Annotated in this window: 26 protein-coding genes; 15 read left to right on the forward strand and 11 right to left on the reverse strand. The window is 69.3% G+C overall.

Going from position 1 to position 24,421, the window contains the following annotated elements; translation table 11 throughout:
* Nucleotides 1–2: 2 nt before the first annotated feature.
* The gene (locus tag PU630_RS03340; protein WP_275278940.1) at nt 3–674 is read right to left on the reverse strand and encodes a potassium channel family protein; all 672 of its coding nucleotides are present in this window, start codon (nt 672–674) and stop codon (nt 3–5) included.
* The gene (locus PU630_RS03345) at nt 667–2,127 is read right to left on the reverse strand and encodes a TrkH family potassium uptake protein (protein ID WP_428981979.1); all 1,461 of its coding nucleotides are present in this window, start codon (nt 2,125–2,127) and stop codon (nt 667–669) included. The genes PU630_RS03340 and PU630_RS03345 overlap by 8 nt, the downstream gene beginning before the upstream one ends.
* 34 nt (nt 2,128–2,161) lie before the next feature.
* Here PU630_RS03345 and PU630_RS03350 point away from each other — a divergent pair, with 34 nt between their 5' ends.
* Both PU630_RS03350 and PU630_RS03355 read left to right on the forward strand, forming a co-directional pair.
* Nucleotides 2,162–2,560 carry an ArsR/SmtB family transcription factor gene (locus PU630_RS03350; RefSeq protein WP_275278941.1) on the forward strand — a complete coding sequence of 133 codons (399 nt, stop codon included), beginning with the start codon at nt 2,162–2,164 and terminating at the stop codon, nt 2,558–2,560.
* Nucleotides 2,524–3,765 (forward strand): glycosyltransferase family 4 protein, encoded by a 1,242-nt coding sequence (locus PU630_RS03355; RefSeq protein WP_275278942.1) that lies wholly within the window; start codon nt 2,524–2,526, stop codon nt 3,763–3,765. The genes PU630_RS03350 and PU630_RS03355 overlap by 37 nt, the downstream gene beginning before the upstream one ends.
* On the opposite strand, the gene PU630_RS03360 is transcribed toward PU630_RS03355, so the two are convergent.
* The 4 genes from PU630_RS03360 to PU630_RS03375 all read right to left on the reverse strand — a co-directional run bounded on the left by PU630_RS03360 (nt 3,647) and on the right by PU630_RS03375 (nt 7,480).
* Nucleotides 3,647–4,726 (reverse strand): bifunctional glycosyltransferase family 2/GtrA family protein, encoded by a 1,080-nt coding sequence (locus PU630_RS03360; RefSeq protein WP_275278943.1) that lies wholly within the window; start codon nt 4,724–4,726, stop codon nt 3,647–3,649. The two genes, PU630_RS03355 and PU630_RS03360, sit on opposite strands and share 119 nt — an antisense overlap.
* A gap of 4 nt (nt 4,727–4,730) precedes the next feature.
* Nucleotides 4,731–5,720: a phosphodiester glycosidase family protein gene (locus PU630_RS03365; RefSeq protein WP_275278944.1), complete on the reverse strand. Its 990-nt coding sequence runs from the start codon at nt 5,718–5,720 to the stop codon at nt 4,731–4,733.
* A 78-nt stretch (nt 5,721–5,798) separates the two neighbouring features.
* Nucleotides 5,799–6,590, reverse strand: a complete 792-nt coding sequence (locus PU630_RS03370) for an ABC transporter permease (protein WP_275278945.1) — start codon at nt 6,588–6,590, stop codon at nt 5,799–5,801.
* A complete protein-coding gene (locus tag PU630_RS03375) occupies nt 6,587–7,480 on the reverse strand; it encodes an ATP-binding cassette domain-containing protein (RefSeq protein WP_275278946.1) in 894 nt (297 codons plus the stop codon). Before PU630_RS03375 ends, PU630_RS03370 begins: the two co-directional genes overlap by 4 nt.
* 79 nt (nt 7,481–7,559) lie before the next feature.
* On the opposite strand from PU630_RS03375, the gene PU630_RS03380 reads away from it, so the two are divergent.
* From PU630_RS03380 to PU630_RS03405, 6 genes are all read left to right on the forward strand, one after another.
* Nucleotides 7,560–8,462, forward strand: a complete 903-nt coding sequence (locus tag PU630_RS03380; protein ID WP_275278947.1) for a TetR/AcrR family transcriptional regulator — start codon at nt 7,560–7,562, stop codon at nt 8,460–8,462.
* 132 nt (nt 8,463–8,594) lie between these two features.
* Nucleotides 8,595–8,786 carry a helix-turn-helix domain-containing protein gene (locus PU630_RS03385; RefSeq protein WP_275278948.1) on the forward strand — a complete coding sequence of 64 codons (192 nt, stop codon included), beginning with the start codon at nt 8,595–8,597 and terminating at the stop codon, nt 8,784–8,786.
* Between the two features lie 83 nt (nt 8,787–8,869).
* Nucleotides 8,870–8,968: a 30S ribosomal protein bS22 gene (locus PU630_RS03390; protein WP_003792170.1), complete on the forward strand. Its 99-nt coding sequence runs from the start codon at nt 8,870–8,872 to the stop codon at nt 8,966–8,968.
* Between the two features lie 77 nt (nt 8,969–9,045).
* Entirely contained in the window at nt 9,046–9,339 is a 294-nt protein-coding gene (locus tag PU630_RS03395; RefSeq protein ID WP_275278949.1) for a rhodanese-like domain-containing protein, read from the forward strand.
* A gap of 51 nt (nt 9,340–9,390) precedes the next feature.
* Nucleotides 9,391–9,663, forward strand: a complete 273-nt coding sequence (locus tag PU630_RS03400) for a glutaredoxin family protein (RefSeq protein WP_275278950.1) — start codon at nt 9,391–9,393, stop codon at nt 9,661–9,663.
* Complete coding sequence (locus PU630_RS03405) at nt 9,660–9,956, forward strand: Dabb family protein (protein WP_275278951.1); 297 nt, start codon at nt 9,660–9,662, stop codon at nt 9,954–9,956. Before PU630_RS03400 ends, PU630_RS03405 begins: the two co-directional genes overlap by 4 nt.
* A gap of 11 nt (nt 9,957–9,967) precedes the next feature.
* Here PU630_RS03405 and aspS read toward each other — a convergent pair whose 3' ends face one another.
* Nucleotides 9,968–11,308, reverse strand: coding sequence for an aspartate--tRNA(Asn) ligase (gene aspS, locus PU630_RS03410; protein WP_275278952.1), 1,341 nt, complete (start codon nt 11,306–11,308; stop codon nt 9,968–9,970).
* Between the two features lie 74 nt (nt 11,309–11,382).
* Nucleotides 11,383–11,736 (reverse strand): VOC family protein, encoded by a 354-nt coding sequence (locus PU630_RS03415; RefSeq protein ID WP_275278953.1) that lies wholly within the window; start codon nt 11,734–11,736, stop codon nt 11,383–11,385.
* Nucleotides 11,737–11,793: 57 nt separating this feature from the next.
* Here PU630_RS03415 and PU630_RS03420 point away from each other — a divergent pair, with 57 nt between their 5' ends.
* The 6 genes from PU630_RS03420 to ccsB are packed head-to-tail and all read left to right on the forward strand — an operon-like array spanning nt 11,794 to nt 18,006.
* Nucleotides 11,794–13,227 (forward strand): pyridoxal phosphate-dependent decarboxylase family protein, encoded by a 1,434-nt coding sequence (locus PU630_RS03420; RefSeq protein ID WP_275278954.1) that lies wholly within the window; start codon nt 11,794–11,796, stop codon nt 13,225–13,227.
* 48 nt (nt 13,228–13,275) lie between these two features.
* Nucleotides 13,276–13,905 (forward strand): histidine phosphatase family protein, encoded by a 630-nt coding sequence (locus PU630_RS03425; protein ID WP_275278955.1) that lies wholly within the window; start codon nt 13,276–13,278, stop codon nt 13,903–13,905.
* Nucleotides 13,905–14,510, forward strand: coding sequence for a TlpA family protein disulfide reductase (locus PU630_RS03430; RefSeq protein ID WP_275278956.1), 606 nt, complete (start codon nt 13,905–13,907; stop codon nt 14,508–14,510). Before PU630_RS03425 ends, PU630_RS03430 begins: the two co-directional genes overlap by 1 nt.
* The gene (locus PU630_RS03435) at nt 14,510–15,253 is read left to right on the forward strand and encodes a cytochrome c biogenesis CcdA family protein (protein WP_275278957.1); all 744 of its coding nucleotides are present in this window, start codon (nt 14,510–14,512) and stop codon (nt 15,251–15,253) included. The genes PU630_RS03430 and PU630_RS03435 overlap by 1 nt, the downstream gene beginning before the upstream one ends.
* Nucleotides 15,234–16,952: a cytochrome c biogenesis protein ResB gene (gene resB, locus PU630_RS03440; RefSeq protein ID WP_275278958.1), complete on the forward strand. Its 1,719-nt coding sequence runs from the start codon at nt 15,234–15,236 to the stop codon at nt 16,950–16,952. Before PU630_RS03435 ends, resB begins: the two co-directional genes overlap by 20 nt.
* A gap of 4 nt (nt 16,953–16,956) precedes the next feature.
* Nucleotides 16,957–18,006 (forward strand): c-type cytochrome biogenesis protein CcsB, encoded by a 1,050-nt coding sequence (gene ccsB, locus PU630_RS03445; protein WP_275278959.1) that lies wholly within the window; start codon nt 16,957–16,959, stop codon nt 18,004–18,006.
* A gap of 243 nt (nt 18,007–18,249) precedes the next feature.
* On the opposite strand, the gene PU630_RS03450 is transcribed toward ccsB, so the two are convergent.
* Genes PU630_RS03450 through PU630_RS03460 form a run of 3 tightly spaced genes read right to left on the reverse strand, consistent with a single transcriptional unit; the run spans nt 18,250 to nt 23,626 of the window.
* Nucleotides 18,250–18,615: a hypothetical protein gene (locus PU630_RS03450; protein WP_275278960.1), complete on the reverse strand. Its 366-nt coding sequence runs from the start codon at nt 18,613–18,615 to the stop codon at nt 18,250–18,252.
* Nucleotides 18,616–18,644: 29 nt separating this feature from the next.
* Nucleotides 18,645–20,840, reverse strand: coding sequence for a YhgE/Pip domain-containing protein (locus PU630_RS03455; RefSeq protein ID WP_275278961.1), 2,196 nt, complete (start codon nt 20,838–20,840; stop codon nt 18,645–18,647).
* Nucleotides 20,837–23,626, reverse strand: coding sequence for an efflux RND transporter permease subunit (locus PU630_RS03460; RefSeq protein ID WP_275278962.1), 2,790 nt, complete (start codon nt 23,624–23,626; stop codon nt 20,837–20,839). The genes PU630_RS03455 and PU630_RS03460 overlap by 4 nt, the downstream gene beginning before the upstream one ends.
* Nucleotides 23,627–23,763: 137 nt before the next feature.
* Between PU630_RS03460 and PU630_RS03465 the strand changes: the two genes are divergently transcribed.
* Complete coding sequence (locus PU630_RS03465; RefSeq protein WP_275278963.1) at nt 23,764–24,399, forward strand: TetR/AcrR family transcriptional regulator; 636 nt, start codon at nt 23,764–23,766, stop codon at nt 24,397–24,399.
* The last annotated feature ends 22 nt before the right edge of the window (nt 24,400–24,421 follow it).

Here is a 24,421-nt window from a genome sequence, read left to right on the forward strand (position 1 = left end):
CGTCAGCGCTCGAGGGAGGCGAACCGCTCGATGTCGGAGTTGGTGCCCGACACGATGATCAGGTCGTGGTTGGTGACGACCGTGTCGGCCTCGGCGTAGCGGAACGGCTTGCCGGGGCTCTTCACGCCCACCACCGTCACGTTGAACTTCGTGCGCACGCCCGACTTGTTCAGGCCGATGCCGCGGATGTACTTGGGCGGGTACATCTTGGCCAGCACGAAGTCGTCGTCGAAGCGGATGAAGTCGAGCATGCGACCGCTGACCAGGTGCGCGACGCGCTCGCCGGCCTCGCGCTCCGGGTAGATCACATGGTTCGCGCCGACGCGCGCGAGGATCTTGCCGTGCGACTGCGAGACCGCCTTCGCCCAGATCTGCGGCACCTTCAGGTCGACGAGGTTCGCGGTGATGAGCACCGACGACTCGATGGACGACCCGGTGGCCACGACGGCCACCTGGAAGTCCTGCGCACCGATCTGCTTGAGCGCGTCGAGGTTTCGCGCGTCGGCCTGCACGGCGTGTGTGACGCGCTCGGACCACTTCTGCACCAGCTCGAGGTTCGCGTCGATGGCCAGCACGTCGCGGTCGAGGCGGTCGAGCTCACCGGCGCAGGCAGCGCCGAACCGGCCGAGGCCGATCACCAGGACGGGCGCATCGCCACGGATCTGCTCAACCAACGATCGGCCTTTCGACGGGAAGCGAGTACAGCTGTTTGCGGCTGGTCGCGGCGACGGCCGCGGCGAGAGTCACTGTACCAACGCGGCCGAAGAGCATGGTGGCCGCCAGCACATACTTGCCGGGATCGGCCAGTTGCTCGGTGAGTCCCGTCGACAGCCCGACGGTGGCGAATGCCGAGATGACGTCGAACAGTACGTCGGCGACGGGGGCCTTCGTGAACTGCGCGATCGTCACGGTCGACACCGCGACGAGCGTCGCGCCCCACGCCACGACCGACAGTGCGACGCGCTGCACGTCGCTGGGGATGCGGCGGCCGAACGCCTGCACCGAAGGGCGCCCCTTGGCCTCCGACCACACTGCCAGTGCGAGCACGGCGAGGGTCGTGACCTTGATGCCGCCGGCGGTCGACGCCGAGCCGCCGCCGACGAACATGAGCATCGACCCGACGATGAGCGACGAGCCGTGCAGGCTGCTCACATCGACCACCGAGAAACCGCCCGACCGCGTCATCGCGGAGAGGAAGAACGACTGGTACACGGTGTCCCATGCGTCGCGATCGCCGAACGTCTTGGGGTTATCGAACTCGAGCAGCAGGAACACGACGGCACCGGCGATGAACAGGAGCACGGTCGTGATGATGGTGAGCTTCGCGTGCAGCGACCAGCGGTGCACGTGCCAGCGTTGCCGCCACAGCGTGTTGATCACGGGGAAGCCGATCGACCCGAGGAAGACGCCGGCCATCATCACGGTGAGGAAGAAGTAGTCGTGCTGGAACGTGTCGAGCCCTTCGGGGTTCGGCGCGAACCCCGTGTTGGTGAACGACATGGCCGCGTAGTACGGGGCCTCCCACAGCGCGCGCAGCGGGTCGATGCCGCCGACGATGAGCGACGGGTACATGAGGATCGCCAGCCCCGCCTCGATCACCAAGGTCGACAGGGCGACGGTGGCCAGCAGCGAGCCGACCTCGCCCAGACGCACCGTCTGCCCCTCGTTGACCGGACCGCCGTGCACGCGCAGCGGGTTCGACTCGCTCGCGGCGATGAGCTTGGCCCGCAGACCCAGCCTCTTCGAGATCACGAGGCCCAGGATCGATGCGAGGGTCAGCACGCCCAGAGCTCCGACGTTGACGCCGATGTAGACGACGACGTTGCCGAAGCCCGACCAGTGCGTGGCCATGTCGACCGTCGACAGGCCCGTCACGCACACCGTCGAGATCGCGGTGAACAGCGCATCCACGAACGGGGTGTGCTCGTGTGCGGCGGTGGCCGCCGGCAGCATCAGCAGCGTGGTGAAGATTGCGATGAGCACGGCGTACACGCCCACGGCGAAGCGGGCGGGGGATGCCGTGGTGAAATCGCGCAGCATGTCCCAGGCCTCGGCGCCCGCGGTACGCAGCCGCCGCACGAGCGGCCGGCGGCGGACGGGATCCGGATGCATGGACACCTGTGTCATGGTACTCAGCCGGGCGCCCGGCTAACCTAAGGGCATGGCGGACATCTTCGACGTGATCGCGGACGGCACCCGTCGCGACATCCTGCGCCTGCTGCTGGACCGCTCTGCCGCAGGGCACGACGGCACCAGCGTTTCGCAGATCGTCGCCGACCTGGGCGTGAGCCAGCCGACCGTGTCGAAGCACCTCAAGGTCCTCCGCGACGCCGATCTGGTCGCGGTCCGCGAGGAGGGCCAGCACCGCTACTACCGCCTGCAGGCGGCCCCGCTCGACGTCATCGACGCCTGGATCGTGCCCTTCCTCGATGAGGCGGATCAGTCCGATGTCATCGCCCTCCCCGAACCCGCTGCTCACGCCGCCGAGACCGTCGGGCGCGTCGCGGCATCGGCGAAGCACGCGTGGGAGAACGCGCTCAAGAAGCTGCCCGGGCGGTGAACGGCGGCGACACCGTCGCCGTGATGCTCCTGTGCGACTACTCGCTGCGCTATCTCGGCGGGGCGCAGACGGCCTTCCTGCGGCAGGCGCGGGGCCTGGCCGAAGAGGGGTGGACGGTGGTCGTCGTCGCCCCCGACGCCGACGTGCTCGCCGGGGTGCCCGGCATCGTTCCGGTCGCGGTGCGGGTCGCGTTCACGGTGCCCGGCGTGGGACTGCCGGTTCTGGCATCCCGCCGCCGGCTGCGCGGCGAGCTCGCACGATTGGCAGCCGCGCATGACGTGCGGGCACTGGTCGTGCACTCCGAGTTCACTCTGGCCTGCGCCGCCCTCGAGATCGGGGCGGCGCAGAGACGGCCTGTGCTGCAGACCGTGCACACCTTCTTCTGGCAGGCCTCGTCGGCGCTCAATGCGCTCGTTCCGCTCGCCCTGTGGGAATACCACCACATCACCGGGCGCTGGCCGTCGCCGCGGTACACGGGCAGCACCCCCATCAACAACGCGCTGCGCACCATGACGCTCACTGTCGCCACGCGCGCCGACGCCGTGCTGTCGCCGTCGGCGCATCAGGCGCGGGCGTTGCAGGCGGAGGGGGTGGATGCCGTGCACGAGCTCTCCAACATCGCCGAGCCCCTGCAGCCGGCGCCTGCCCGTGCCGACGGGCCGCTGACCCTCGTGTGGGCGGCGCGCTTCGCCCCCGAGAAGCGGCTGGAGGTCGCCCTCGACGCGGTGCGGCTCGTCACCGCCCGCCGTGGCCCCGGCCGCGTGCACCTGCACGTGGCGGGCGGCGTGCACGAGCCCCAGGCCGACGTCACTTTCCACGGGCGCGTGCCCGGTGACGAGGTGGGGGTGCTGGTGGCGGCATCCGACGCCGTCCTCATCTCGTCGCTCGGCTTCGACAACCAGCCGATGATCGCACTCGAGGCATTCAGCCGGGGCCGGCCCGCCGTGGTCGTCGACCCCGTGCTCGCGGGGGAGTTCGGGGCGGCGGCGATCGGCACCGAGACGCCGGATGCCGCGGGGCTGGCGGCCGCCCTCGAGCGGCTGCTCGATGAGCGCGACAGCCTCGGGCGCGCGGCCGCTGCCGCACTCACTTACGCACGCGATCGGCAGCCGGCGCCGCACGCGCGGAAACTGGACCGGCTGATCGCTGTGGCGCGCGAGCGGATGCGGGCGCGAACACCACAGCCCGCTGCACGCCGTAGCTGACGAGGAACAGCGTCGCCTCGGTGACGATCTTCGCGGCCAGCAGCGGCAGACCCAGGTCCGACAGCGCCGAGATGGTGCCGTAGTTCGCGGCGAGCAGCAGGAGAGCGAGCGAGAAGTACCGTCGCGCCGCAGTGCGCAGCGGCACGTCGCGGCCGCGATGGAACACGAGGGAGCGGTTGACGGCGAAGTTCACGCTCGCGCTGATCACGCGCGCCGCGACCACCGAGACCAGCAGTGAGCCGGTGAGCGTGTGCAGCACGAGCAGCGCGAGCGTGTCGATGGCGAAGGCCAGCACCGCCGAGCCTGCGAACCGCACGACGGGCGCGTAGATGCGCAGCGAGTCGCGCACCGGGCGAAAATGGCTCGACGCGTTGCCGTCGGTGTAGATGGTCGCGATCGGCTCCTCGATGAGTTCGAACCCGGCGGTGGCCGCCTGGAGCAGCATCCGGAACTCGTACTCGAATCGGTCGCCGGGCACACTCAGCAGCCACGGCAGCGCGTCGGCCGGCAGCCCGCGCAGGCCGGTCTGGGTGTCGCCGATCGCCTGGCCCGCCGCCAGCCGGAACGCAAGCCGGCTGACAGTGTTGCCGAGCCGGCTGCGGGCGGGCACAGGGCCCGTGAACGCGCGCACGCCCAGCGTGATGCGGTGCGGTCCGATGCGCGAGGCGACTCGGGCGATGTCTTCCGGCGCGTGCTGTCCGTCGGCGTCGGCGGTCACGACCCCGGCACCCGGGAAGGCGCGTGCGATGTGCGCGAAGCCGGTGCGCAGGGCCGCGCCTTTGCCGCGGTTGTGCTCGTGGGCCAAGACGAGGGCGCCGGATGCCGCGGCCGCTGCGTACACGTCACGGTACGACGGCCCCGACCCGTCGTCGACGACGACCACCGGCATCCCGCGCAATTCCTGCACGAGTGCGACAAGACGCTCGTCGGGCTCGTACGCGGGGATCAGGACGACGTTCATGCGGTCAGCCGGCGATGTAGAAGATGTCGCTGGTGGCGCGCTCGCCGCCGTTGGAGGGGCGGTTGACGACCTCGCCGTCGAACCACATCTCGCTCGAGCCGCCGCCGTCGAGGTTGTAGGCGGTCTGGACGCCCAGGCCCTCAATGATGCCGGCAAGCTCGTCGAGGCTCGCGCCCCGGCTGTAGCCGGTGTCGCGGCCGTCGACGACGACGAACACGAGGTGGTTCGTGTCGATCACGCCGACCGCGGTCCGTGGCTGGTCGCCCTGGATGGAGTGGTTGCCGAAGTTCGTGTCGACCTCGACGTCGTCGATGCCGTCCACAGTCTGCCCGTTCTCGACGATCGCGGGGCCGAAGCTCATCGTGTTCCACACGCCGTCGGCGACGAGCTGGTCGCCGGTGGTGGTGGTCTCGTCGTAGACCTTGACCGTGCCGTCTTTGTAGAACGCGAGCCCCTCACGGGCGCCCTCGTCGCGAAAGACCACGCCGCCTCGGATCTCGATACCGTCGGAACGGAAGCCGTAGTAGTCGCCGTTGATCGCGAAGACGGCGTCGTTGTCTTCGGCGATCTCGGAGACTCGCGCGGTGATGTTCTCGCCGAACTGGTTGTCGGCGAACGCGCTGCGCAGGGCTGTCGCGTCGGTGAGCGTCACGTCGGCGACGTAGTAGGTGAGAGTGTCGTCGCCCGATCCGGACGTGTGCTTCGCGATCGTCACGCTGGCGTCGTCCGACGTATAGGTCGAGCCGTCGACGGTGCCGCTCGTGTCGGTCTTCTCGGATGAGCCGCCGGCTGCGCTCTGTTCGGCCTGATAGGCGGCGACATCGGAGATCTCGACGTGCGGGATGAGAAACCGATTCGCCGCCCACCAGGTGCCCCCGCCGCCCGCGAGGGTCAGGACGAGTGCGAGTGCGCCGATCAGCCGCTTCGCGGTGCGGGGCGTGCGCCGTCGCACGGCTGCGGTGGAGATCGCCGGGTCGGTCGCTGTCTCGTCCATGCCTTCCAGCAGACGACACCGGCATCCATAGACGGCCAGGGCGCGGTCAGCCGGCGCCCTGAGCCGGATATGGGGATGCTATGCGCGGGGACGTCGGAACAGCCAGGCGCCCCAGGCCACGGCGATGGCGAGGATGAGGACGCACCAGCCGAGCGCCCAGAGCGGTTCGGTGTGCAGGGGAGTGCCCAGCAGCAGCCCGCGGATCGTCTCGATGATCGGCGTGACGGGCTGGTTCTGCGCGATCCACTGCAGCCAGTTCGGCATCGTGTCGACGGGGACGAACGCGCTCGAGAGATAGGGCACGAACATCAGCACGAAACCGTAGCCCGCGGCGGCCTCGGGGCTGCCGGCGGCCAGGCCGATGGCGGCGTACAGATACGTGATCACGAGGACGTACACCGTGATCACGCCGAACGCTGCGGCCCATTCGAGCGGGTCGGCGGTCGGCCGGAAGCCGACCAGCAGCGCGACGCCGATGACGACGGCGGTCGCGACAAGATTCCGTGCGACGCTCGCCACGACATGACCGGTGAGCACGGCTCCGGCCCGCAGCGGCATCGTGCGGAAGCGGTCGATCACGCCGGTGGTCATGTCGCGGGCGACGTACGTGGCGATGGATGCTGCGCCGTACCCCGCGCACAGCAGGATGATCCCCGGTACGACGTAGTCGACGTAGTGGCCGTCCGAGTCGAGGGCGCCGCCGAACACGAAGGTGAACAGCAGCATGAGCATCACGGGGAGCATGATCGACATGCTCAGCGTCTCGCCGTCGCGCAGCGACTGCAGCAGGCTGCGGCGTACGAAGACGGACTCGGCGGACAGGCCTCGCAGCCGCGGGCGGGTGGGGCGGTCGAAGGTCAGAGCGGTCATGCGGACTCCCGGAGGGGTTCGGGCACCTGGGGTGCGGTGAGCGAGAGGAAGACGTCGTCGAGAGTGGGTCGGCGCAGCGACAGCGTGCCGTCGACGCCGGATGCCGCGAGCCGGTCGAGCGTGCGACGCACATCGTCGAGCGACCCGTCGGTCGCGGTCTCGTGGGCCGGAGCACCGCTCGCGTCGTGGACGACGAGGGTGTCGCCGCCGAGCAGCGACTTGAGCTCCGCGGCGGTGCCGGTGCGGACGATGCGGCCCTCGTGCAGGATCGCGATGCGATCGGCGAGTCGATCGGCCTCCTCGAGGTACTGCGTCGTGAGGAAGACCGTGGTGCCGGCGTCCGCAAGGCCCCGGATCACACTCCACAACTCGAGCCGGCTGCGCGGATCGACGCCGGTCGTCGGCTCGTCCAAGAACAGCACCTGCGGTGCGACGACGAAGCTCAGGGCGAGGTCGAGTCGCCGGCGCATGCCGCCGGAGTAGGTGGAGACCCGGCGCTTGGCCGCGTCGGTGAGCGCGAAGCGCTGGAGCAGCTCGTCAGCGCGCAGACGGGCCGCCTGTGATGCCAACCCCGACAGGCGCCCGAGCATGACGAGATTCTCGAGGCCGGTGAGCATGTCGTCGACGGCGGCGGTCTGCCCGGTCAGGGCGATGCGGCCGCGCACACCCTGCGGGTCGCGGACGACATCGCAGCCCGCAACGAGCGCACGGCCGGCATCGGGGACGAGCAGGGTCGTCAGGATCGAGATCGTCGTCGTCTTGCCGGCGCCGTTCGAGCCGAGCAAGGCGAAGATCTCGCCCTGGGCGACCCTCAGATCCAGGCCCCGGAGCACCTGCTTCGAGCCATAGCCCTTCATCAGGCCGGTGATGTCGATGGCGGGGGACATCATGTCTCCTTTCTGTGTATGGATGAAACTGTTTATGACGGTAACACACTGTTTACGAGATATACAGAACTAGGATGACGGAATGAGTGAACAGCCGGAACTGCCGCGGGGCATAGCGCTGGCATGGGGCGTCGCCGCGAATCCGCAACGCGGTCCGAAGCGCGAGATGAGCGTCGAGAAGATCGTCGATGCCGCGATCGACCTCGCCGATGCCGAGGGGCTGACCGCTGTGTCCATGTCGGCCGTGGCATCCCGTCTCGGATTCACGCCCATGTCGCTCTATCGCTACGTCACCGCGAAGGACGAGCTCACACTGCTCATGCAGGAGACGGCGCTCGGTGCGCCGCCAGACGACGTCAACGAGGCTGAGAGCTGGCGAGAGCGGCTGACGGTCTACCATGACGCACTTATGGGCTCCTACCTCGCGCACCCGTGGGTGCTTGAGCTGCCGCTGGCGACGCTGACCGTCACACCGAACTCGGCCGCCTGGCTGGACGCCGGCATCGCTGCGCTCGTGGGCACGCCCCTTGATGACGACGCGCGGCTGTCGACGACGCTGCTTGTCAGCGGCCATGCGCGCTCGGCGGCCGCGGTCGTGGCCGAGCAGCACCGCGGTGCTGACTTCGGTGGCGTCGACACGGACGGCGAGGGGGGAGTGCTCGATGCGCTCGTGACCGCCGATGCGTTTCCCGACCTCCGCCGGGCGATCGACGCCGGGGTGCTGCAGTCTGGGACCGATCCGTTCCGCTTCGGACTCGAGCGCATCCTCGACGGCATCGCGGCGTATCTGGCGGGGCCGAATGTCGGTGAGACGGCTGCTGCGCTCCCCGCGCGTGCGGATGACAGTGACGTGCACGGCGACAAGAAGTACCGCGAAGCGCGCAAGGCCGTCCGCGAAGCGGAGAAGGCACTGCGTGCGGCGCGTACGCATCAGCGTCAGACGCTGCGCGACGCACGCGAGCGTCAGGCCAAGCGCGCGACATGAGCGCACAGCAGGTGTCACACCCGTCCCATGGGTTTACACAGCCCGCTCTGACACCATAGAGTGTGCTCAGCAGTGTGGGGCTGCGTGAGCTGGGGATCCATCAGCCGATGCTGGGGAAGGTAGAACGTAGACATGGCCGAACTGCCGGATGTGCGGTTTCTCACCGTCGCCGAGGTCGCCGAGATCATGCGGGTCTCGAAGATGACCGTGTACCGTCTCGTGCACTCCGGAGAGTTGCCTGCCGTACGCTTCGGCCGCAGCTATCGCGTTCCCGAATCTGCCGTCTCAGAGGCCTTGCAACGTCCCATCGCCGACGTCGGCTAGACTAGGACGAGGCATTTTTCCATCTGCCCGTTCCCGGGCGCGGGTGATTCCGCGTCCAGACCCCTGACGTTGTGAGGTTTCCCGTGGGTTCTGTCATCAAGAAGCGCCGCAAGCGCATGGCGAAGAAGAAGCACCGCAAGCTGCTTCGCAAGACTCGTCACCAGCGCCGCAACAAGAAGTAGCGGCTGAACACTGAGCGCCTGTCCTGCGGGACGGGCGCTTCGTGTACGCATCAGGCGCTCGCAGAGGAAAGTCAGACATGAAGTCGATCACCGTTCAGCAGCTGCACGAGGTCGCGACGACCCCGCTCATCGACGTGCGCGAGGTGCACGAGTACGAAGCCGGTCACATCGCCGGCGCTGTGAACATCCCGTTCTCGACATGGCGCGACCGGGTCGAAGAGTTCCCGAAAGAGCCGTTCCACGTCATCTGCGAGCTCGGCGGGCGCTCGGCCTCGGTCGCGCGAAAGCTCGATGCGGCCGGTTACGACGTCACCGACGTCGAGGGCGGCACCGCGGCCTGGATCGAGCAGGGCTTTCCGGTCGAGCACTGAGCGCGGCTCGAGCGCCGAGCCCCGGCATCCCGCCCGCCATAGGATGAGTGTGTGACCACGCTCACCCTCATCGGCAAGCCCGACTGCCATCTCTGCGACGTCGCGCACGGCGTCGTCGACCACGTCCTGGCCGAACTGCCCGAACGCGTGGCCTCGCAGGTCGAGGTGGTCGAGGCATCCATCGCCGACGACCCCGCACTGTACGAGTTGTGGTGGGAGAAGATCCCGGTCGTGCTCATCGACGGACAGCTGCATGCGCACTGGCGTGTGGGCGCCGACCGTCTGCGCGAGGCGCTGCTCGACGCGACGGCGGTCAAGCGATGACGCTGCGTCACGTGGTCGCGTGGAAGATGGCGGCGCAGGATGCCGCGACCCGCGCCGACCACGCCCGCCAGATCGCGGAGCGCCTCAACGCTCTCGTCGGTGTGGTGCCGACGATCGGCACGCTCACGGCAGGCGCGAACGTCGTCGACGGCAATTGGGATGTCGCACTCGTCGCCGACTTCGCCGACAAGGCGGCGCTCGACGCCTACGCGGTGCACCCCGCGCACCAAGAGGTCGTCGCCTACGTGCGCAGCGTCGTCGCCGACCGCGTGGCGGTCGACTTCGAGCTGTAGGCGGCTGCGCCTTACGGGGCGAGGCGGGTCGGGCCGCGGAACAGGAACGTCACCTCGCGGATCGACGCCTCGCCCAGCAGCAGCATCAGCACGCGCGCCAGGCCCATGCCGAATCCGCCGTGGGGCGGCACTCCGTAGCGGAAGAAGTCGAGGTAGTGCTCGAGGCCCTCGAGCTTGAGGCCCTTCTCGAGCGCCTGCTTCTCGAGCACCTCGATGCGGTGCTCGCGCTGCGCACCGGTGGTGATCTCCACGCCCTTGAACAGCAGGTCGTAGCTCTTGGTGAGTCCGGTGGCCTCGTCGACCATGTGGTAGAACGGGCGGATCCCGGCGTGGTAGTCGGTCACGAACACGAACTCGTGGCCGTACGTCTCTGCGACGTGGGCCGAGACCTGGCGCTCGCTCTCGGGGTCGAGGTCGCCGTCGGTGCGGGGGTTCTCGTAACCGCGGGCCTTGACGATCTCGTGGGCTTCTGCCAGCGGAATGCGCGGGAACGGCAGCGTCGGCACGACCACGTCGATGTCGAACAGCTCTTTGATCTCGTCGCCGTGCTTGTCTTTGACCGCCTGAATCGCGGTGGCCAGCAGCTCCTCCTGCATGGTCGCGACGTCTTCGTGCGAGTCGATCCAGCTGATCTCGGCGTCGACGCTCGTGAACTCGGTCGCGTGCCGGCTCGTGAAGCTCGGGTCGGCGCGGTACACGTCGCCGATCTCGAAGACCTTGCCGAAGCCGGCGGCCTGCGCCATCTGCTTGAAGTGCTGCGGGCTCTGCGCGAGGTAGGCCGTCTTGTCTTCGAAGTAGGAGAGCGCGAACAGCTCGGCGTTCGACTCCGAGGGGCTCGACATGAGCTTGGGGGAGTGGATCTCGATGTAGTCGCGGTCGATCCAGTACTGGCGCATCGCGTGCTCGAGCGTCGTCGAGACGCGGAAGATCAGGTTGTTGCGGCGCTGGCGCAGGTCGATGAAGCGCCAGTCCATGCGCTTGTCCATGCTCGAGTCCGACGCGATCGGCGTCTCGGGCAGGGCCGCCGACGCGACCTCGAGCGAGGTGAGCTTGACCTCGATGCCGCCGAGCTTGACGCGCTCGTCGTGCTTGAGGTCGCCGGTCACCGTCAAGAACGTGCCGTGGGCGAGGTTCGAGATCGTGTCGGTGAGCGCGAGGGCCGCGGCATCCTGATCCGTCTTCTCAAGGTCGGGGCGCGTCGCGGGGTTCACCAGCTGCACGGCGCCGGTCTCATCGCGCAGGACGACGAACTGCACCTTCTTCTGATCGCGGACGGTCTCGACCCATCCCGACACAGAGACGGGGCCGTCTTCTCGGGCGGCGAGTTGGTTCACGAGGATGCGTTCAGTCACACCGTCAAGTCTACGGGGCGGGATGCTGCGGCTTCTGTGCATGCGCTGGCCGGCCCCTGGCGCCGACCCGCGGCTCAGCCGTGCCGCTGCGCGATATTCAGCACGGCGCCGCCGGGCGAGCGCACGAAGAAGCGCCGCACGCCCCAGGCCTCGGTCACCAGCGGATGCACGATCTCGTAGCCCGCGGCGCGCATCGCCGCGTACAAGGCATCGACGTCGTCGACCTTGACGGTCGCGGCCGAGTCCTCAGGCGCTGTCGCGTCGCGGATCTGCACCTGCACGGCCGCCCCGGTCGACGGGTCGACGAAGCGCGTGACCCAGTCGTGCCCCATGGGTTGTTCGGCCATGCCGAGCTCGCCGACATAGAACCTCCGCGCGGCATCGAGGTCGGAGGCGTGCAGGTTCGGCATGATCGCATCGACCGTCATGCCGGCGACGATACCGCGGGTGCCGGCATCCCGCACCCGTCCGCCTAAGCTGTGCGGGTGACCTTCGATGACGCAGCGATCCTGGCCGAGCTCGACGCCCTGCGCGCGGCCGATGCGCCCACCCATGGCGGGCGGGTGCTCTCCTATGTGTACGACGCGGGGATGCCGCAGCTCGATGAGCTCGCCGCAGAAGCGGCGCGCCGCATGCAGGCCGTCAACGGCCTCGACCCGACGACCTTCACCTCGGTCGCGGCGCTCGAGCGCGACGTGTTGGCCTTCGCCCTCGAGACGCTCGGTGGTGCGGCCGGCACCGTCACCAGCGGCGGCACCGAGTCGTGCCTGCTGGCGGTGAAGACCGCGCGCGATCTGTGGCGCGCGGGAGGCGGCAGCGGCATCGGGCGGATCGTCGCGCCCGTGACCGCGCACGCCGCGTTCCGCAAGGCGGCCGAGCTCTTTGATCTGCGCTTCGACGGGGTTCCCGTCGATCCGGCGACCGGCACTCTCGACGCCTCCGCGATCACCGCGCGCCTGGGCGACGATGTCGCGCTCGTGGTGGTCTCGGCGCCGTCGTATCCGTTCGCGGCGATGGACCCGATCGCCGACGTCGCGGCCGCGTGCGCGGCATCCGGCATCTCCTGCCACGTCGACGCGTGCATCGGCGGATGGATCCTGCCGTTCTGGCCCGACGACGTGCCCGAGTGGACCCTGCGCGTGCCCGGGGTGACGAGCCTGTCGGCCGACCTGCACAAGTACGGCTACGCGCCCAAAGGTGTGAGCGTGCTGCTGCACGCCACGCGCGACCGCCAGCGTGCACAGTACTTCGCGACCACGGACTGGCCCGGCTACCCGGTCGTGAACCCGACGCTGCTGGGCTCGAAGTCGGCGGGTGCCCTGGCCGCCGCCTGGGCCATCATCCGCGCGCTGGGTACTGACGGGTTCCGCGACCTCGCCGCTCGCACGGCGCAGGCCACTCACGCATTGAGCGCCGCGATCGGCGGCATCGAGGGGCTGCGGGTCGTCGGCTCGCCCACCGGCCCGCTGTTGGCGGTCGCGACCGACGAGCAGGCGGCGCCCGACCGCCGCGTCGACCCGCACCACTGGTCCGACGCGGCACGTGCGGCGGGGTGGATGCTGCAGCAGCAGCCCGGCTTGGTCCAGGGTGACGGCACCCGGCTGCCCCACACCACGCACCTGACCGTGACACCGGTGACCGATGCCGCGGCCCTCGTACCCGATCTGGTCGCCGCCGCCGACGCCGCGCGCGGTGTGCCCCCGGTAGACGCCGAGCAGGTGCGTCAGACGCTGCCTGCGCAGCTGCCCGCCACGCTCGATGCCGATACCGCCGGCGCCCTGCTGCAGGGCATGGGCCTGGGCGGCGGAGGAGCGCTCCCCGAGCAGATGGCGCCATTTCTCGCGCTGGTCGAGGCGTTGCCGCACCCGGTCGTGGAGCGGCTGCTCGTCGAGCTGCTCGCACGTGCGGTCGAGCCGTGACCGATCTCTCAGCGCCTTCTGAAGGATCCCGACCGTAAACTGGAGGGCGTGCCCGCCGCTCGCCTTCATCTCGTGCGCCATGGGGAGGTTCACAACCCCCGTCGTGTGCTCTACGGGCGACTCCCGAATTTCCGGTTGAGCACTGCCGGGCGGCAGATGACCCGGCAGGCCGCGGAGTACGTGCAGGGCCTCGCGCGCCCCATCGGCTCGCTGGTGTGCTCGCCGCTGCAGCGCACGCGCGAATCGGCCGAGCCTTTCGCCGAGCTGTTCGGCATCGAGCCGGTCATCGACGAGCGTGTCATCGAGCCCACGAACGTGTTCGAGGGCAAGCGGATGTCGCGGGCCGTCGTCAACCCGCTGAACTGGTGGCATCTGCGCCGCCCCTCGACCCCCAGCTGGGGCGAGCCCTACGCACAGGTCGTCGCGCGCATGGAAGCCGCGATGCGAGATGCCTGGGATCGCACCGAATCCGGAGACGCCGTGATCGTCTCCCATCAGCTGCCGATCTGGATCACCCACCTCGCCATCGCGGGCCTCCCGCTGCGGCACGACCCGCGCAAGCGGCGGTGCGCGCTCTCAAGCGTCACGAGCTTCGAGCGCGACGGCGAGAAGTGGGTCGAGGTCGGATACGCGGAGCCGGCGACCGTCGCGGGCTCGATCGATGTGGGGGCCGTGTGATGCGCCGAACGACGAAAGCCGCGGCATCCCTCGCCGCAGCCCTAATGCTGGCGGCGGGCCTGTCGGCCTGCTCCGGAAGTAACGACGGCCTCGCCCAGCAGTACCGCGACGGTGACAGCAAGGGCTACATCGCCGCCGACTTCGCCGTGCACGAGTACAAGGCCGGCGAGCAGCCGAAGGCCGTCGCCTTCGGCGGCACGCTCGACGACGGCAGCACGGTCTCGAACAAGACGTATGCAGGCAAGGTGACGGTCGTGAACTTCTGGTGGGCGGCGTGCGCTCCGTGCCGTGAAGAAGCGCCCGTGCTGAAGAAAGCGGATGCCGCGTTCGGCGACGATGTCGCGTTCCTGGGTGTGAACACCTACGACCAGGCGCCCACGGCCCAAAGCTTTGCCAAGGAGTTCGGCATCACCTACCCGAGCATCATCGACGTCGACACGAAATCGGTGACCACCGCCTTCGCCGGCGTCGTGCCGCTGAGTGCGACCCCGTCGACCGTCATCCTCGACGCCGATGGCCGCCCCACCGCGCGCATCGTCGGGGCGATCCCCGACGCGTCGATCCTCGAGTCGCTGATAAAGACCGCACTGGGCGCATCGTCGTGATGGATCTCGTCGCCGGGGGCGCGCTCTGGGTCGCGGTCCCCATAGCGATCCTGGCGGGCCTGGTGTCGTTCCTCTCGCCGTGCGTGCTGCCGCTCGTGCCCGGTTACCTCGGCTTCATCGGAGGAGCGGTGGCGCCCCGCTCCGTGCGCACCGGCGACGCGCCCGCGCGCGGCCGCCTCGTGCTCGGCGTGCTGCTGTTCATCGCCGGGTTCACGGTCGTGTTCATGGCCGTGAACATCTTCAGCGGCACGGTGGGCCTCTTCTTCCTGAAGTACAAAGACGTCATCACGCGCGTCATGGGCGTAGTCATCATCCTGCTGGGGCTCGTGTTCATCGGGCTGTTCGGCTTCGCGCAGCGCATCTTCCGTCCGCAGATCCGCGGCAATCTGGGCCTGGTCGGCGCGCCCCTCCTCGGGCTTGCGCTCGGCGTCGGCTGGGCGCCATGCATCGGTCCGACCCTGGCCGTCATCATCAACATGTCTTTGGATGGGGCCTCCGCCTCGCGCGGCGCGGTGCTGGGCCTGGCGTATTCGCTGGGTCTCGGCGTCCCGTTCCTGCTGATTGCACTCGGGTTCGGGTGGGCCACCCGCTCTGTCGCGTTCCTGCGCACGCACGTGCGCATGGTCAACATCATCGGCGGCGCACTGCTGATCATCCTCGGTCTGCTCATGGTCACCGGGGTCTGGGGAGTTCTCATGTCGAATCTGCAGGGGGTGATCGCCGGTGTCACGCCTGCGCTCTGAATCCACCGCCGCGAGTGCCGACCCGCTGCGGCCGGCCGACCACGTCGACGGCTCGGGCGAGATCACCTCGCCCCGGCTCGGCCCGGCCGGCTGGGCGCGCTGGGCGTGGCGGCAGCTCACGAGCATGCGCAACGCGCTTGTGCTCCTCCTGCTGCTGGCGATCGCGGCGGTGCCCGGCTCCATAGTGCCGCAGCGCAGCGCCGACCCCAACGGCGTCACCGAGTACTTCACCGACCACCCGAGCCTGGCGCCGGTGCTCGACAAGCTGCAGCTGTTCGACGTGTACTCGTCGGCCTGGTTCTCGGCGATCTACATCCTGCTGTTCATCTCGCTCATCGGCTGTGTGATCCCGCGCGTCAGGCACCACCTCAAGGCGCTGCGGGCGCAGCCGCCGCGCACGCCCGCGCGGCTGGGGCGTCTGGGCGATCACCGCGAGTCGCTGGTAGAGCTGGCTCCCGGAGTGGATGCCGCGGCCGCGGCATCCCGCGCCGTCGAGATCGCCGCGAAACAGCTGAAATCCGCCGGCTACCGAGTGGCGCGCTACGACGGGCGCGGCTCGTACTCGGTCTCGGCCGAGCGCGGCTATCTGCGCGAGACCGGCAACCTGCTCTTCCACATCGCGCTGCTGGGGGTGCTGCTGGCCGTCGGCATCGGCGGCGGCTACGCGTACACCGGGCAGCGGGTGATAGTGCAGGGCACCACGTTCGTCAACTCGGTGGGCACCGACTACTCATCGTTCAACCCGGGGCGCTTCGTCGACCCTGACTCGCTGACCCCGTACACGATGAAGCTCGACAAGTTCGACGTCTCGTACCAGCCGGTCGGCAGCGGATCGCAGGGGCAGGCCGGCGACTTCGTCGCGCACCTCACGACGCAGCTGCCGGGGCAGAAGACCACCGACTCCGAGATCCGGGTGAACCACCCGCTGAACATCGCCGGCGACCGGGTGTACCTCATGGGCAACGGCTACGCGCCCACCGTGACGATCCGCAACGCCGACGGCAAGATCGTCTTCCACGACAGCATCGCGTTCCTGCCGCAGAACAACGAGCTGACCTCGCTCGGCATCATCAAGGTGCCCGACGGGCTCAAGGAACAGGTCGGCATGCTGGCGTTCTTCTATCCGACGCAGGTGAAGAACGACCTGGGCGCGTACGCGTCGGGGTACCCCGCGCTGCTGAACCCGGTGCTGTCGATCAACGTGTACTCCGGCGACCTGGGGCTGAACAACGGCGTGCCGCGCTCGGTGTATGCGCTGGACACGACCGGCATGACACAGCTGACCGGCGGCAAGACCGGCACCGAATCGATCGAGCTGGCCCCCGGCGACACCGCCGACCTGCCGAACGGCCTCGGCACCGTCTCGTTCGACAACGAGTCGCCGGCAGGCGCCACCGACCTCTCGCAGTCGGTCAAGCGGTTCGTGTCGCTGCAGATCCACCGCGATGTCGCCGGACCCTGGGTGCTGAGCTTCGCGGTGCTCGCGGTGCTGAGCCTGCTGCTCGCGCTGTTCGTGCCGCGCCGGCGCATGTGGGTCAAGGCGACCCCCGATGGCGGTGTGCTGCAGCTCGAGTACGCGGGGCTGGCCCGTGGTGAGGATCCCACCCTTGGCGGCGCGGTCGACGCGCTCGCCGTCAAGCACGGCGCGGCCTTCGAAGCCGACGCCCCGACCGAGGGCGCGCAGCCGCGCGTAAACTGATCGCATGCCTTCGCTCGAGCAGATCTCCGTGCTGCTGGTCTGGACCGCCGTCGCGATCTACGCCGTTGCGTTCATCTTCTACACGATCGACCTGGCGCGGCGTTCGTCGCAGGCGCTGGATGCGAAGGATGCCGCGGTCCGCGAACGCGCACTCGTCGGGGTTGCGGCGGCCTCCCGGTCGTTGAGCGAGCGCAGCGAGACGAAACGCCCGACCGGTGCCGCGAACCGCTCGATCGACTCGTCGCGCTCTCCGCTCGCGGTGCCGGCGGCGCAGCGCGTGCGCCCCGTGTTCGCGCGCATCGGCACGTCACTGACCTGGCTGGCGTTCCTCTTCCACGTGGGCGGTGACGTCACGCGCGGCATCGCGGCGGGACGCGTGCCGTGGGCCAACATGTACGAGTTCGCCCTGACCGGCGTGATGCTCATGGTCGCGGTGTACCTCGGGGTGCTGTTCCGCTACGACCTGCGGTTCCTGGGCACCCTGATCACGGGCCTCGCGGTGATCCTGCTCGGCGGATCCGCGCTGTCGTTCTACGTCGTCGTCTCGCCGCTGGTCGACCCGTTGAAGTCGCCGTGGCTGGTCATCCACGTGTTCGTGGCATCCCTGGCCACCGCGTTCTTCGCGCTGACGTTCGGGCTCTCGGTGCTGCAGCTGATGCAGACCCGGCGCGAGCACAAGCTCATCGCGGCGGGTGACAAGCCCGTCAAGACCTGGGGCTTTTTGAAGACCCTGCCCTCGTCCGAGGCCCTGGAGTCGCTCGCGTATCGCTTCGCGATCGTCGGCTTCATCTTCTGGACGTTCACCCTGATCGCCGGGTCCATCTGGGCCAACGACGCGTGGGGCCGATTCTGGGGCTTCGACACCAAAGAAGTCTGGACGTTCATCATCTGGGTGCTCTACGCCGGATACATCCACGCGCGTGCGACGCGCGGCTGGCGCGGTACCCGGTCGGCGTGGCTGTCGATCATCGGCTTCGCCGCTGTGATCTTCAACTTCGCGGTCGTCAACGTGTTCTTCAAGGGCCTGCACGCTTACAGCGGGCTGACGAACTAGGGGTCAGCCGCGCCTGCGGCCGTGCGCCGGGGTGGTGTGGCGGCCATGGCCCCGAGCGTACGCGTTGGCTGCCGCCCGCGGCATCCACCCGCCTGCCGCCTTCTTCGGTCGTCACAGATGACCGTTTCAGCGCGAGAAAACGGTCATCTGCGACGACCGAACGATGGCACGGGATGTCGCGGCTGCGCGCCGCGCGCGATGGGTGTGTCCGCGCGCCACGCCGGGTCCGCGGCATCCACCCCGCTACAGCTCGATGCAGTCCTGCACGCAGCCGGCGCCGGCGGGGCCGGGCTCGACGGCCGGACGGTGCAGGATCGCCCGGCTGGGCACGATGCGCAGGGCCGCGGCATTCTGCCCATCCGCGATGCCGTCGACGATCAGCGAGTATCCGGTCTCATCGGCCGGCGGCCACACGAGCGAGACGTCGGCGTGAGCTGCGGCATTCGTGCGTGCGCGGTCGCTGGCTCCGGGCACGGTCACGACGTGGTCGGTGAACTCGGGATGCACGACCGAGGTGTGCACGCGCTGGTGCGGGGTGATCGTGATCAGATACGCGAAGCCGTATGCGCCGGCGTGCTCGGCCACCGCATCGATGTCAACCGTGCCCATGGCCTCAGCTTAGAGCCGCGCGAACCCCGTCAGGCCGCCGCCGGAACTTCGGTCAGAAGCCGTGCCGCCGATGTCGAGCGTCGGCGCATCACCGCGAGGATCGTCGCGCCGAACGCCAGCAGTGCCCAGATGAGCAACCCCGCGATGCCGGCGCCCAAGCCCGACGCGCTGGTGAGCGCGGCCATGCCGGCGGTCATCCCCGGTGCCGTGGGCAGCCAGCTCGCTATGGCCACGAGCACGCCCGGCACGGTGGAGACCACTCCGGTCGCGACGGCGAACACACCGACCAGGGCGCCGATCCAGCGTCCGGCACCGCCGAACACGGCCACCAGCGCCTGGTTCACGGCGGCGAAGGCGACACCCGCGATCACACAGACGACGGCGAAGAGCGACCAGGTTCCCCAGTCGTACGAGGCCGCGATCTGCACGACGCCGGCCACGAGCAGACCCTGCGCGGCACCGATCACGGCAGCCGGGGTCAGCGATCGCAGGGCGAGCAGCGCGGACGGGCGGCGGGATGTCAGAGCCCGGCGCGATACTGCCTGCAGGGCGATAAACGACCCGAGGCCGCCGAACCAGAGCGCCAGCATCGCCAGAAGGGGGATCGCCGATGCGCCGAACATGTTGTCGCCCAGGCCCTTCGCCGCCACCGGGTCGGCGACGACCTTCGCGAGCGAGGTGGCCTGCTTGTCAGTGAACGACGGCAGGGCGTCGGAGGCCTTGGTGAGGCCCGACGAGAGCGAGTCGGCGCCGTCGGCGAGCTTGTCGACGCCCGTCGCGAGCGTGTCAGCGCCGTCGGCGGATTGATCGGCACCGTCGGCCCACGTGTGCGCGCCGGAGGCCCACTGTGCGGCGCCGTCGGCGGCCTGCGAGGCGCCCGAGGCGAGCTGTGATGCGCCGGAAGACGCGTGCGCGGCGCCGGAGGCGAGCGAGGTAGCGCCGTCGGCGAGCTTGTCGACGCCGGCTGCGGCGTCGGTCGCGCCGGAGGCGAGCCCGTCCATGCCGCCCGCGACCCGGGTCATGCCGTCGGACAGCTGCGCGAGACCCGCGCCGAGCTGGGGCAGCTGGCTGAGCCCTTCGACGCCCTTCGCGATGGTGCCCGACTGGTCGATGACATCGTTCACCTGGGGGAGCGCGCCCTTCGCCGTGGCAACGGCCTGCTTCAGCGTCGCGCACAGCTCGTCTGAGCCGCCCTGCGCCGCGCACTCGGCGACGGCCTTGTCGAGCTGGGAGACGGTGTCATTCACACCGGCCTTGATCTTGTCGCTGTTGGCGGCGAGCTGGTTCGTGGCGTCGACGACCTGCTGCGGAATCTCGGGCACCTGAGAGAGACCGGATGCCGCCTGCGACAGGCCATCCGAGAGCTTGCGGGTGCTGTCGGCGAGGGATCCTGCGCCACCGGCCCAGGTGTCGAGGCCATCGGCCGCGCTGCGCGCGCCCGACGCCCACGACGAGGCGCCGTCGGACAGGGCCGAGACGCCCGAGGCCACGCCCTTCGCGCCGTCGCCGATCTTGCCGACGCCCGACGAGATGCCGTCGGCGCCGTCGGCCAGTGACGATGCGCCGGTGGAGAGTTTGCGGATGCCGTCGGCCAGGCTCACCGTGCCGTCGGCGGTCTGCTTCGTGCCGTCTGCGAGGTCAGAAGCACCGTCGGCCGCCGTACCCAGCTGGTCGCCGAGCGTCGTGAAGCTCAGGAACACGTTCTCGAGCGTCGACGACGACAGCGTCTGCCCGAGCACGGTGGCGGCGGTCTGCGAGACCTGCGCGGTGATCGCATCGTCGACGACCCGTGCGTCGGGCGCGGTGGCTACGTGGATCGTCGCCTGGCGCGGGTCATCGTCGCCGGTCATCGCCTGGCCGGACGAGACAGCGGCGGCCGAGAAACCGGCCGGGATCGTCACGACGGCCTGGTAGGTGCCGTCGGCCAGGCCTTCCTTGGCGTCTTCGGTGTTCGAGATCGTCCAGTCGAGGTTGCTGGCGATGTCGTCCGATCCCTTGACCAGTCCGGCGGTCAGCTGCCGCCCGAGCGGCACCGTCTGCCCGTTGAGCGTCACCGGCTCGTCGTTGTTGACGACCGCGGCGCTCATTGCGTCGAGGCGCTCGGTCGGGTTGTAGAGAGCTGCGACGAGGATGCCGCCGATGAGTACCGGCAGCAGCAGCACGCCGAGCACCGTCAGCCAGGTGACGGGCTTGCGGGAGCGGGAGCGCTCGATGGGCAGGGTCATGCGATCACCTCGGGAAGTTCGGAGGTCGCCGTCGGCACGGCGGTGGCGCGGTGCGGCGCGGCGGCGACGTCGACGACGTCGGCCGTGCGCCCGGCCTCGGAAAGGAGTGCGCTCACGGCGGCCGGCGAGGCGGCGGTGGCGACGATGGTCAGGTCGGGGGCGAGGGATGCCGCATCCCGCAGCTGCGCGGTGACCTGGTCGCGGGTGCCGGCCGAGGCCGCGGCATCCAATCCGTCCACCACCAGGAGCCGCGTGCGACGCTTCAGTGCCCTGCGGATCTCGGCTGCAGGATCCGCGGCGCCCGTGAGCAGCGCGACGCCGACGTGCCCGCGCACCCAAGCCGCGCGTCCGGGCAGCAGGTGCCCGTTGACCTTGATGCGGCCGTCGGTGGGGGCCACGCGTCCGGCAATCGTGAGGGCGAGAGCGCGCGCGGCGCGGTGGTCGCGCCCGTGCAGCACGAGCGTGCCGCCCGGCTCGATGCGCAGCGACGCGTCGCGGTACAGCTCGGTACCGTCGGCCGACTCGAGCTCAAGGCCTTCGGCCACGACGGCCGCGCGAGTGTGCGGCTCGGGCCAATCCGCCAGCGAGATCTCGCGCTCGACGGCTTCGCCCTCGATGTCGAAGTGCGGCAGGCGCATGCCGAGCCATTTCGGCATCCACCACGCCTTGTCGCCCAGCAGCGCCATGACCGCCGGCACGAGCGTCATGCGGACCAGGAACGCGTCGATCGCGACCCCCGAGGCCAACCCCAGCGCTATCGGCTTGAGGTTCATGTCGCCCTCGGGCACGAAGGCGGCGAACACCGCGAACATGATCACAGCGGCGGCAGTCACGACGCGGGCCGAGGCACTGTAGCCCGAGCGCACGGCGTCTTGCGCGACGCGCCTCGGCGTTCTGCCCTCGGCGCGGCGCAGGCCGTGCACATAGTCTTCGCGCATGCGCGAGACGAGGAAGACCTCGTAGTCCATCGCGAGCCCGAACAGCACGCCCATCAGCACGATGGGCATGAAGCTGATGATCGGTCCGACCTTCGTGACGTTGAGCAGATCGGCGCCGACTCCGTGCACGAACACGAGCGAGACGATGCCGAACGCGGCGCCCACCGACAGCAGATAACCGGCGGCCGCCTTCAGCGGCACCCAGATCGACCGGAACACGATCGCCAGCAGCACGAGCGACAGCCCCACCACGAAGACGCCGAACGGCAGTAGGGCACCGCCGAGCCGGTCGGAGATGTCGATGGCCACGGCCGTGAACCCGGTGACCTTCATGTCGACGCCGTACTCGTCGAGGATGCGGTCGTGCTGGTCACGCAGCTCGCGCACGAGGTCGGCGGTGGCGGGGTCGTCGGGCGCTGTGGTCGGGATGATCTGCACGATGCCGGTGTCGGCGGTCTCGTTCGGGGTCGCCAGCGCGACGGATTCGACACCGGGGAGCTTCGCGATGTCGTCGCCGATGTCGTGCATGAGGTTCAGCGGATCGTTGCTCTGAACGATCGTGCCGGTCATGATGAGCGGCCCGTTGAATCCGGGACCGAAGTGCTCGCTGACCAGGTCGTAGGTCTGCCGCGCTTGGCTGTCTTGCGGCAGCATGCCCGCGTTGGGCAGGGCGAGGGCGAGGGATGCCGCGGGCACCGACAGTGCGCCCAGCGAGGCGACCACGGCGACGGTGGTGACGACGGGATGCCGCGTGACCAGGCCCACCCAGCGGGCGGCGAAGCCCTTCTTGGCCTTCGCGTTCTTCTTCTTGGGCGCCCCCATCTTCCACCCGACGACGCGCCCCTTCGCGAAACCGAGGAAGGCCGGGGTGAGGGTCACGGCGACCGCGACGGCAATCGCGACGGCGACAGCCGCGGCGATGCCCATCGTCGTCAGGAACGGGATGTTCGCGAACGACAGACCGATCAGCGCGATGAGCACGGTGACGCCGGCGAACACGACCGCAGAGCCCGCGGTTCCGGTCGCGCGTGCGGCCGACTCCTCGGGGTCCATGCCGCCGCGCACCTGGTCCTGATGTCGGGAGATGATGAACAGCGCATAGTCGATGCCTACTGCCAGGCCCAGCATGAGTGCGAGCAGCGGCGTCGTCGACGAGATCGACGAGAACGCCGTCGACACGTAGATCAGGGCCATCGACAGCCCGACGCCGAGCAGGGCCGTGAGCAGCGGCATCCCGGCCACGAGGAACGAGCGGAAGGTGACGATCAGCACCAGCAGGGCGATGACGAGCCCCACGGCCTCGGTGATCGAGATCGTGGGCAGCTCGGTCGAGTACAGGTCGCCGCCCAGGTGCACGGTCGCGCCGTCGGGCAGCTCCGCGCGCAGGTCGTCGATGACCTCCTCGAGGGCGGCCTTCGTGCTGTCGGAGATGTCGGTGACCTGACCGTCGAACTGCATCTGGATGATGGCGGCGGTGTCGTTGTCAGAGACCAGCCCGTCGACCTGACCCGAGAACGGGTTGCTCACGGCGAGCATGCCGTCGAGGTCTTCGAGGCGGTTGACGGTGCTCTTCACATCCGACGTGTAGGGCGCGGCATCCACCTTCTCGCCGTCGGCGGCGACGACGATGGCCTGCGCACTCGTGCCCGACACCTGCGGGAACGTACGGCTGAGCTGCTCGAGGCCTTCCTGTGACTCGGTCCCGGGAATCGAGAACGAGTTGTCGGTGCCCTGCGCGAACAGCGCGACGCCGCCGCCGGCGAGGCCGAGCAGCAGCAGCCAGGCAACCAGTACGCGCCACGGGTGGCGGAACGACCAGCGGCCGAGAGCGGCCAGGAGAGTGGACACGGAGCCTCCGAGAACAGAACGGGCGAAACCGATACGACGTTGTATCCAATACAGGAGTGTATCGAATACGCTTGTGTATCGTAAACCGATGGGCCAGTCTGAAACCGGACGCCCGCTGTGAGTTGGAGAGTGACGCTGTGACCGATGCCGTGACGGGGACCCGTCGTCGTGAGAACACGAGGGCGAGGCTGCTGGATGCCGCGTTCGACGTGTTCGCCGAGGTCGGGCTCGATGCGGCATCCGTCGAAGCCGTCTGTGACCGCGCCGGCTTCACCCGAGGGGCGTTCTATTCCAACTTCGCGTCGAAGGACGAGCTCTTCCTCGAGCTCGCCCGCACGGTCTCCGAGCGCAAGCTCGAGGCGATCACCGAGCGCGTGCGCGAGATCACGGCCGAATCGGGCGAGCGCGAGGGGCCCGAGGTGATCGTGCAGCAGCTCGTCGAGGTGTCGCTGGATTCGCGACAGGGCGTGCTGCTGATGAGCGAGATCCGCACCCGCGCGATGCGTGACGAGCAGACCGCGGTGTCATACCGCGCGTGGATGGACGGGATGGTCGCCCGTGTCACGGCGATCATCGAAGATCTCGTGTCGACCTATGGCATGACGCTGCGGATGCCGGCCGGCGAGTTCGCGCAGATCATGCTCGATCTGTGGGAGAGTACGGCGGTCAGCGCCCTGACCGATCGGCTCAGCGACGAAGAGACCGCGCGGCTCATGGGCCGCCGCACGCATGTGCTGGCTGATGCGGTGGTCGAGGGCTTCCCTGCCGAGTAGCCCACGTGCCAGTCTGGAGCGC

This window comes from Microbacterium horticulturae, assembly GCF_029094505.1.
Classification (GTDB): domain Bacteria; phylum Actinomycetota; class Actinomycetes; order Actinomycetales; family Microbacteriaceae; genus Microbacterium; species Microbacterium horticulturae.